Raw genomic sequence first — 1,759 nt, 5'->3', positions numbered from 1 at the left:
CAAAGTATACTGAAAGTAATATTTCCTCTAAAAATTAAAAACTCCCTAGAAAATATCTAGAGAGTCAATAAAACTAGTAAGCACTCCAGCCCCCGTCAGCCGTTACTACAATACCATTGATAAGGGAAGATTCTTCAGAGGCTAGGAATAGAGCGATATTTGAAATGTCCGACACTTGTCCTGCTCTAGTCATCATTCCAACACCTCGTGTAGCTTGCTTCATACCGAATGGATCGACATTATCCATAGATGCTGCGAACCCAGTTTCTACGTGTCCAGGTGCAATGGCATTGGAACGAATACCAAGTGGGCCATAATGTGAAGCAACGTTTTTGGTCATACCAACTACAGCATGCTTAGCCGCAGTATAAGTAAGTCCGCCGCGACCACCCATTACACCAGATAGGGATGCCATGTTGATAATTGTGCCACTTCCGTTCTTTTCAAAATGAGGGAGAACTTGTCGTATACAGCGCATAACACCTGTTACATTAATATTCATAACACGGTTCCATATATCATCCTCGACATTAGCAGCTGCTTGCATGTTGTCACCTACCCCTGCATTGTTCACTAAAATATCGATGCGCCCAAAATGCTCAATTGTGGAGGAGATCATCTTTTGCACATCCTCCTCATTTGCAACATTCACTTTAACACCAAAAGCAGAAAATCCTGATTCCGTTAATTCATTTACAGTAGATTGCAGAGCTTCTTCGTTAAAGTCCGCAATTACTACATTAGCGCCTTCTTTTGCATATGCAATTGCAATTTCCTTACCAATTCCAGCTCCACTTCCGGTGATTATAGCAGTTTTGTTTTCTAAACGTTTCATTTTCAAGCTCCTCTTAAAAGTATTAGATTCATTGTTATCTTAGTACAAAAAGATTCAACTATACAAAAAATAAGTCTACCGCTAGCTACAACAAGGAAAAATTGTTTATATATTTTTTTAAGAAAGCCTACATAAAATATTTTTTTTCTAATAAAGTACTATATACGTTATAATTTGTCATCCAATAGTGTATGTTATACAGTATAGAAAATGAGGTGAGAATAATTGGTTAATTTGTTGGATTCATACATGACTGAACTTAGAAGAGGAACGCTTCCTTTAGCAGTATTAAGTCAATTACGAAAACCACAGTACGGTTATTCGTTAGTTCAAGGATTAGAAAGTGCTGGAGTTTCTATTGAACAAAGTACACTCTATCCTTTACTTCGTCGTTTAGAGAAACAAGATCTATTAACGAGTAGCTGGGATACAACAGAAAGCAGACCAAGAAAGTATTATGTACTAAATGATTATGGCATAGAGGTATTTGAACAATTAAAAGGAGAGTGGGAGAAAATGACGTTAGAATTGAAGTCACTTTTAGAGGGAGATGATTTGAATGAATTTGATTGATGCTTATGTGTATGAGGTAACAAGAAGACTTCCCAAAAAATCACGAGACGATATTGCAATGGAGTTAAGATTTTCAATTGAAGATATGCTTCCAGAGAGCTATACAGAGAAAGAAGTAAAAGAGGCACTATTTAAAATGGACGATCCAGCTGTTTTAGCTGCAAGCTACCGTGATAAGCCTATGTATTTAATCGGTCCTAAGGTGTACGATGCCTATATTGAAACGCTGAAGCTAATTTTCCCTTGGGTCATCCTTATCTGCGTTATCTTAAATATTGTTGCTAGCATTGGAATGTTTAATGGAGAGGAATCAATACTAACAGTTATTATTAATACCATTACTGACACTAT

The 1,759-nt window shown here is 36.8% G+C and carries 3 protein-coding genes; 2 read left to right on the top strand and 1 reads right to left on the bottom strand.

Annotation, left to right across the window (positions count from 1 at the left end; genetic code table 11):
- Positions 1–73 precede the first annotated feature (73 nt).
- Positions 74–835: a glucose 1-dehydrogenase gene (locus AC06OU_RS15215; RefSeq protein WP_475856898.1), complete on the bottom strand. Its 762-nt coding sequence runs from the start codon at positions 833–835 to the stop codon at positions 74–76.
- Between the two features lie 225 nt (positions 836–1,060).
- Here AC06OU_RS15215 and AC06OU_RS15210 point away from each other — a divergent pair, with 225 nt between their 5' ends.
- On the top strand, positions 1,061–1,408 hold the full coding sequence (locus tag AC06OU_RS15210) for a PadR family transcriptional regulator (RefSeq protein WP_342567254.1): 348 nt from the start codon (positions 1,061–1,063) through the stop codon (positions 1,406–1,408).
- Positions 1,395–1,759, top strand: a 365-nt coding sequence (locus AC06OU_RS15205; RefSeq protein ID WP_475856896.1) for an HAAS signaling domain-containing protein, incomplete at its 3' end; no start/stop codon positions are given. The genes AC06OU_RS15210 and AC06OU_RS15205, both read left to right, overlap by 14 nt.

The organism is Psychrobacillus sp. (assembly GCF_056205495.1).
This window is presented reverse-complemented; position numbering and strand designations above follow the sequence as displayed.